Origin of the sequence: Arthrobacter sp. CG_A4 (assembly GCF_035985125.1) — a bacterium.
In the GTDB taxonomy this organism is placed as follows: domain Bacteria; phylum Actinomycetota; class Actinomycetes; order Actinomycetales; family Micrococcaceae; genus Arthrobacter.
This window is the reverse complement of record NZ_JAXCID010000078.1, coordinates 1-6,487: the sequence shown is the minus strand read 5'-3', so window position 1 is coordinate 6,487 and position 6,487 is coordinate 1. Positions and strand designations below refer to the sequence as shown.

The window sequence follows — 6,487 nt, the reverse complement described above, 5'->3', positions numbered from 1 at the left end:
GCGGCGAGGGAGAACATCAGCGAACCGGCAGCGGCAACGCTCAGGAAAGTCTTAGTTGACGTACGCATGGGGGTACTCCTTGAAATCGGTGGGGGTTGTCCGGTCCCGCGGATGGTTCCTGCCGAGTGTCTCGGACGGCCGGTGCTTGTCTGTCAGGAGTACTTCGACAGCACACCGGCTACGGATGGGTTCCACCGTTTTCGTGACCAATCCGTGACCTCGCGCCCCGGACCGGGGCATCGAATGGGGATGCCATTTCTGCCCACAGGGTATTTAATAGTAGAAGCAGCACCACCGCGGAACAATGCCGACTCCGGGTGGAGTCTGCCCTGGATTTCCGGAAGCGAAGGTCCGGTGCGAGACGGGGCCGGCGACGAACGAGAGCCCTCTGAGACCGGGGCATCTCGACCCCAGCCGTCGTCGGCCCCTTGGTCCGGGCAGCACCAGCAGAGCGCCGCCCATCAACATGACGAGTCGCTAGCGGCCAGCGCCTAATACGACCCGTCCCGGCGTCACGGTTGCCCACAGCGAAGAGGTCAGGAAGCTGTGCCGGACGAACGCTGAACTGCGCCGCGCCAATGCCATCCTGAAGGCGGCCGCGGCTATCTTCGAGGCCGAGATCGACCCCGGTCCCGGAACCGAGCGGTGAGGAACAGTGCGGTTGATCTGATGAAGCGGCACTTCTCCATGCTGAGCCGCGCGTCCGTGGTGGCACAGAGGCCGGAGCCGTTATCGAAGTACCTGGCCTGCGCCGCGAATTCGAATTCTGGCTGTGTTTAACCAACGCGCGCCCAGCTCGCCGTGTGGTTCGGTCACGGTCCGAAGATTCCCAACATCCTGCGCCCCCGTCTTCCTCGACGGTCACCTCGGTTGGCCATACCGGCCTGGCCTCAGTCGCCCAGAGAGTTCCTCCCGGTGAGCACGTCCTGCTTCAGGATGAGCCGCGCACGCTGCGGTTCCTCGAAAAGCGGGCTGTGGGCGGATTCACGGAATGTGTAGAAGCCCTTCACCGGGGCCTTGATCAGTTCAAAAAAGTCCCGGGCGTGTTCATGGTTCGCCGTATAGTCATGGAGCCCGGTGAAGAAGTACAAAGGAAGATCAAGCTCATCGATCTGGATGGTGAGATCGGTTTTGATGAAATCATCCCAATAAAGGCGTCTGGAATAGGACATACCCCTCCCGATATTGATCTTCTCGCTCAGGGTGTAGGCGCGGCACCGCCACACGGCCAAAAACACCCCGGTAATCACCGAACGCATGTCGCGTGTAGTGCCTATCCCAAGTCGATGCATCGCGTCGTCCCGCAGGCGGAGATAGCTTGTCGAAAGACCGCCCGACATGCTTGCCGGTGCCCGCCCGACATGCTTGCCGGTGCCGCCTCGAGCCTGCGGACCATTGAACGGTCGCCCCGGGCCCGGTACTGGTCGGTCATGTAACGATGGGCCGTGACCTCTGATCTCAATTGGTGGGACACCTGCCCCATACCAATGTAAGCGTGAAAAAGTTCAGGCGCCGCTGCGACGACCTGTATCCCGAGAAAGCTGCCCCAGGAGTGACCGAGCAGGTAGATCTTGTCCTGCCCGAAGCGCTGCCTCAGGTAGTTTGTCACCGCGATAGTGTCGCCGATCAACTGGTCAAAGGACGTGCTTTGCCCCGGAGTGTCTGTGCGATAGGACAAGCCTGCGCCCCGCTGCTCCCACCAAACCACGGTGAAGTCCTTTTCGAGCCCTGACGGATGTGTGGTGTTGAGGAAGAACTCCGGCATGCCTGGGCCGCCATGCAGAAACAGCAGCACCGGATGGGAGATATCACTGGTCTGGATGATCATGCCCTGCCGGACACCGTTGATTTTGGTAAAAACCCTCGCAGAGATGCTCCCATCGATCGGTCGGCCAGCATCATCGGACAGTGGCGCGGGTCGACCGGGGCTCCACGCCAGCAGAAGGCCGGCCAGACCCAGGACTCCGACGAGTACCGGCAGCAATAGTCCTGTCATGAACCGCCCCAATGCGTGCAATAATCCATTGTCTGCGATCGGGGCCGCGTCATTGTCGCTGCGGTTAGTGGCGGGCGCCGGCCCCGAGAGCACCGATGGCTCAGGGTATCAACCGTCTTGACTGAAAGCATCTCGAACGTCGCAGCGATGTTGCCGTCGATGAGCGGGTGGAACGTGCCACAGATTCAAGCAGCGCCGCGTTCTTCATAGGCAGCCGCGGATATGCTTCAGCGCCCATGACAGTAGTCGCAGGGCGCGCCATAGCCGATGCAAGGAGCGCCATGCCAAGTAGGCGGACTCCATACCGGTTGATAACGTGCAGCGCGTCCGCCATTTTCGAGGTATGAACTCATGCATCGTCAAGGCGTTTGAGCGGCTCGCCGTCTTCGCTTACAACGAAGTCCACCCCCGCGCTGATTTCGCAGTTGCGGTAGTGACGTTGGAGGGTGAGTCCGGCGCCCTGGAGTAGCAGCGTCGACTTGGAGGTGTGCTATTCGTCGGCGATCTTCTCAAGGCGGAGATCAAGGTCTTCGGGATCGCGCAAATTCCTGGCCATTTTTTATGTTACTAAAACGGTACTAAAGTACGTCAGCAGAACTTCACCACAACGTTCTCCTTCGGCCGCCAGCAGGGCTGGCCTTCCGATTTTGTTTGGATCAGCGCATGCTCGGGGAGTGGGGAATCTGGCGATGGCCAGTAGCTTGTGCCCACGTCAGCGTCAGCTTTCGTGGGACGGGAGATCCAAGCGAAACATACCCTGGCGCTCGTATTTTTCACCGCTGCGGCCAGCACCGAAATTGACTCGTCTTAGGAGTGGTGAACAGTCGCCACCGTATTGCCCGGGTACGGCTTGATGACGCGGCCGGCATATTGGACCAGGGCCGCCGGAGAGAACTGCGGCCAGAACAAGGCTCGGGAACCCCGAGACACGGACATCGTAGCTTCGGGCCACCCCGGGCGGACTGGTGCCCAATTTTCGTCAGGGAGAGGTTCACGACCCGCCCTAGAACCTCAGGTGTCGCAGAGTTCTGCCGGGACCGCAATCCGGTGCCGCCGGCAGACGCCCCGACGAGGGCCGACGACAACGCGGGACAGGGCGTTCACGATGAGAGTGATAGAGAGCCCGAAAATAACCTGCCCGCGATGCGGGACGGGTTTCATTCCAGATGGCGGAGTGCCGAGCGGCGGGCGGCGTATTCCGTTTCGTCGATCTCGCCGCGGGCGAATCGTTCGTGCAGAATAAGTTCCGCGTCGTAGTGCGGGGGCCGCGCGGGACCCGGTCCTTCACGCGGAGGGGTGCGCCGAAGTAAGAGAACGACGACGGTGACCACCCCTCCCCAGAACACCAACATCATCAGTACCATCGCCACCCAGGCACCTAAACCCCAGCCGTTCCCGTCCCATCCATACATCCTGACTCCATCCCGTGCCTACCTGCTGACCAGTCTTTGGATTGAGGTTATTGCCTCTCTAGCCCACGGAACAGGGTCCAAGGTCCTCAGCTCGTTCCCCATATCTCATGGCTACTTTGAGTGGACCGCTTCGCGGACGTCCGCGGCTTCGGAGTCGCTCCCTGATAGGCGGGGCCGGGAACGAGCGCGTCGGTGGACAGCGAACCGGATCCCCGGTCACATTGATTGGCCGGACGGCAACTCAGCCGCGCGGTGACTCCCGCCAACAAAGCCCCCGCTAAGGGCATCCCGTGAACAGTACCGACGGCACTCCAACGCGGCCGGCGTCTTCCGGAGCCGCAACCCAGTCAACCGCAGTTCAGTCTCCGCGGCCGGCCCGTCGCAGGCACACTGGCCCAGCCTCAGGCGGTTTCGAGTTCCTTCAGGGCCGCGAGGAGCCGGTGATCGGCGTCCGAGGCGACCTCGGACACGGCCGGCGCGTCGCTGAGCTGCACCATGGTCTGCGGGTCAATAGTCTGGATGACGGTGCTGCCGCTGTCCGGTCCGCGCCTGATGACGACGTTGCAGGGCAGCAACAGCCCCATGTCCGGGTCCGCGGCGAGAGCCTTCTGCGCCAGAGCAGGATTGCAGACGCCCAGAATCAGGTAGTCGCCCAAGCTCTGCCCGGCGTCGGACCCGAGCTTCGTCTCGAAGGTGGCACGGACATCGATTTCGGACAGCACACCGAAGCCCTGCCCCGAGAGGGCTTCACGGGTCCGGGTCACTGCTTCTGCGTAGGGCAAAGCGACGGTGATGGTGTGTGCATAGCTCATTGTTGTGCTCCTTTGTCGGTTTTCCCAGGCATGCAAGTGGGGGGCGCTGCTTTATCGGGCTTCGATCAAGCCCATCATGCCGCTGTCCTCATGGTCGAGGATGTGGCAGTGGTAGACGGTTTTGCCGGTGAAATCATCGAACGCAATCCGGACCCGGACACTGCTCCGGGCCGGGACGTTGACCACGTCCTGCCACACGGGGCTGTCCACAGGCCGGCCTGCCTGTTCGACGATCTGCATCGGCCACACGTGCAGGTGCACGGGGTGGTCCATGGGGCTGGTGTTCCGCAGGGTCCATTCCTCGACGGCACCGGCGGAGACGGTGGTGTCGACCCGGGCCGGGTCGAACGCCCTGCCGTTGATGGTGAAGCTCATCATCCCCGACCCCGTCCCACCACCCATGCCGCCACCCATGCCGCCACCCATGTCCGCGCCGCCGTTGTTCATACCCATACCCATGGCGAAGACCAGTTCCCGGTGCGCCGTGACTGCCAAAGAACGCAGGTCCCGCGGCACCGGCTGCGACGGGACCGGTGCCAGCGCGGCGGCCGGTGCGCCGGCAACGGCAAAGGTGGCCAGGGCCGTCCCGTCCGGGCCGGCCGGGAACCGTCCGCCCCCGTTGTTTCCGCCCATCATGGATCCCGCCATACTTCCCCTGTCCACGGGCAAGGTGCGCAGCACTGCGGTCCCGTCGGCGGCGGTGACGAGCAGGTCCGCCCGGTTGCCCGGGGCCAGCAGCACCTCGTCAACGTTACGGGGACTCTGGTAGCGGCCGGAGTCCATGCCCAGCAGCTGCAGCTCTTGGCCGTCCAGGCGCAGTTTAAGGTACCGGGATGTGCAGGCATTGATGATCCTCCACCGTTCACGCTCGCCCGGCCGGGCGGCCAGGACCGGGTTCAGCTGCCCGTTGACCAGGACCAGGGCACCTTCCCTGCCAACCATTTTCTCCATCGCGGACACGGCGGCGATGGATCCGCCCCCGGTGAGGGAGATGTCAGAGATGACCAGAACCCGTTCCCGGCTGACCGGCACGGGCTGGGAGTCCTGGACGATGATCGCCCCGTACAGGCCGCCGAAGATCTGGTCGGCCGCGCTGCCGTGGCGGTGGGGGTGGTACCAGTACACGCCGGGCGGATGGTTCAGCGGGAGCCGGTACTCATAGTCAAAGGACATTCCCGGTTCCACCGAAACCAGCGCATTATCGCTGTTGCCCTCCGGGGAGACGTGCAAGCCATGGACGTGCAGGTTGGTCGGATCCGCCAACCGGTTCTCCAGCGATACATTCACCCGGTCCCCGGGTCGCAGGAACAGGGTGGGGCCGGGCAGTGAACCGTTGTAGGACAGCGCATTGGCATCCCTGCCCGCGATCCGCACCTGGCCCGGGGCTGCTGAAAGCTTCACCTGAAGCCGGCCATCGGCACTCTGCAGGGCCTGCGGTTCGCTCAAGTCCTGCCCCCCGGCGGCCGGGAATCCGAGGCCCCACCCCGACAGCAATCCTGCGGCGCCTGTCACGGTGGCCGCCGCCCCGACGCCTCCCAGGATCAGGGCACTGCGACGGCTGACTGGTTGCATCATGGATTGCCCCCGAGGACTTCAAGCCGTTCACGGTATTCTTCTGTGCTCAAGTCTCCCCTGGCGTAGCGTTCATCCAGAATCCGTCGGGCTATAGTCGCGCCCACGGCTCCGGGCGGGATCGGGCCAGGACCCGCGCCCGGACCCCGGCCGCTCCCGGGTCGGGTGATCCCCCCGGAAAAAGCCCGCACGGCTAGGATCACCAGCAAAACGGTACCGACAATGAGGAGCAGCCAGAACAACCATGTCCAGCCCGTCATCGAACCAAAATTGCCCATCACATTCCTTTTCCGTTCGTGGTCCACCGGCCGTTGTCGAGCCGGGCGATGATGGCGGATCCGGCCCGATCAAGTGCTTTCGAGACGCCGGCGAGCTGGCCCTGGGCCCGCCGAAGCCGGTTGGCGACGGCGATCAGTCCTGATGAATCGCGTTGCATAGCCGGCTCCAGACTTCGGTGGATGCTCTGCCAAGTCTATACCCCAGAGGGTATGACAGCTGACGGCGGAGCGTCCGGATCCGGTCGGCCGCGGACCGCTTGCAAGATACCCCTAGGGGTATTATCGTTGTGGTTAGAGGACCGGAGGATCCCCTCCCGGAGACTCCCCCACCGCCTGACGAAGGAGAGCACATGCTTCTGGAACGCATTTACGACGAAGATCTGGCCCAGGCCAGCTACCTGATCGGCTGCCAGGCCA

Annotated in this window: 7 protein-coding genes and 1 pseudogene; 2 read left to right on the top strand and 6 right to left on the bottom strand. The window is 63.4% G+C overall.

The window, feature by feature from the left end; genetic code table 11:
- Positions 1-502: 502 nt before the first annotated feature.
- A pseudogene (locus RCH07_RS18845) lies at positions 503-651 on the top strand (IS3-like element ISMyma3 family transposase); the annotation flags it as partial.
- Between the two features lie 239 nt (positions 652-890).
- Here RCH07_RS18845 and RCH07_RS18840 read toward each other — a convergent pair.
- Both RCH07_RS18840 and RCH07_RS18835 read right to left on the bottom strand, forming a co-directional pair.
- A complete protein-coding gene (locus RCH07_RS18840; RefSeq protein WP_326969018.1) occupies positions 891-1,259 on the bottom strand; it encodes a hypothetical protein in 369 nt (122 codons plus the stop codon).
- A gap of 14 nt (positions 1,260-1,273) precedes the next feature.
- Entirely contained in the window at positions 1,274-1,984 is a 711-nt protein-coding gene (locus RCH07_RS18835) for an alpha/beta fold hydrolase (RefSeq protein WP_326969017.1), read from the bottom strand.
- 355 nt (positions 1,985-2,339) lie between these two features.
- On the opposite strand from RCH07_RS18835, the gene RCH07_RS18830 reads away from it, so the two are divergent.
- Positions 2,340-2,465, top strand: coding sequence for a hypothetical protein (locus RCH07_RS18830; RefSeq protein WP_326969016.1), 126 nt, complete (start codon positions 2,340-2,342; stop codon positions 2,463-2,465).
- Positions 2,466-3,153: 688 nt separating this feature from the next.
- Here the strand turns inward: RCH07_RS18830 and RCH07_RS18825 are convergent.
- The 4 genes from RCH07_RS18825 to RCH07_RS18805 all read right to left on the bottom strand — a co-directional run bounded on the left by RCH07_RS18825 (position 3,154) and on the right by RCH07_RS18805 (position 6,228).
- Entirely contained in the window at positions 3,154-3,360 is a 207-nt protein-coding gene (locus RCH07_RS18825) for an SHOCT domain-containing protein (RefSeq protein ID WP_326969021.1), read from the bottom strand.
- A 449-nt stretch (positions 3,361-3,809) separates the two neighbouring features.
- A complete protein-coding gene (locus RCH07_RS18820) occupies positions 3,810-4,220 on the bottom strand; it encodes a DUF302 domain-containing protein (RefSeq protein WP_326969015.1) in 411 nt (136 codons plus the stop codon).
- Between the two features lie 51 nt (positions 4,221-4,271).
- A complete protein-coding gene (locus RCH07_RS18815; protein WP_326969020.1) occupies positions 4,272-5,792 on the bottom strand; it encodes a multicopper oxidase family protein in 1,521 nt (506 codons plus the stop codon).
- A gap of 277 nt (positions 5,793-6,069) precedes the next feature.
- A complete protein-coding gene (locus RCH07_RS18805) occupies positions 6,070-6,228 on the bottom strand; it encodes a hypothetical protein (protein WP_326969014.1) in 159 nt (52 codons plus the stop codon).
- Positions 6,229-6,487: the final 259 nt, after the last annotated feature.

Excerpts from the sequence above, each read along its gene's own strand:
- RCH07_RS18840 (WP_326969018.1), bottom strand. The coding sequence starts at position 1,259 with ATGCGTTCGGTGATTACCGGGGTGTTTTTGGCCGTGTGGCGGTGCCGC.
- RCH07_RS18805 (WP_326969014.1), bottom strand. The coding sequence starts at position 6,228 with ATGCAACGCGATTCATCAGGACTGATCGCCGTCGCCAACCGGCTTCGG.
- RCH07_RS18815 (WP_326969020.1), bottom strand. The coding sequence starts at position 5,792 with ATGCAACCAGTCAGCCGTCGCAGTGCCCTGATCCTGGGAGGCGTCGGG.
- RCH07_RS18820 (WP_326969015.1), bottom strand. The coding sequence starts at position 4,220 with ATGAGCTATGCACACACCATCACCGTCGCTTTGCCCTACGCAGAAGCA.
- RCH07_RS18830 (WP_326969016.1), top strand. The coding sequence starts at position 2,340 with ATGAACTCATGCATCGTCAAGGCGTTTGAGCGGCTCGCCGTCTTCGCT.
- RCH07_RS18825 (WP_326969021.1), bottom strand. The coding sequence starts at position 3,360 with ATGGTACTGATGATGTTGGTGTTCTGGGGAGGGGTGGTCACCGTCGTC.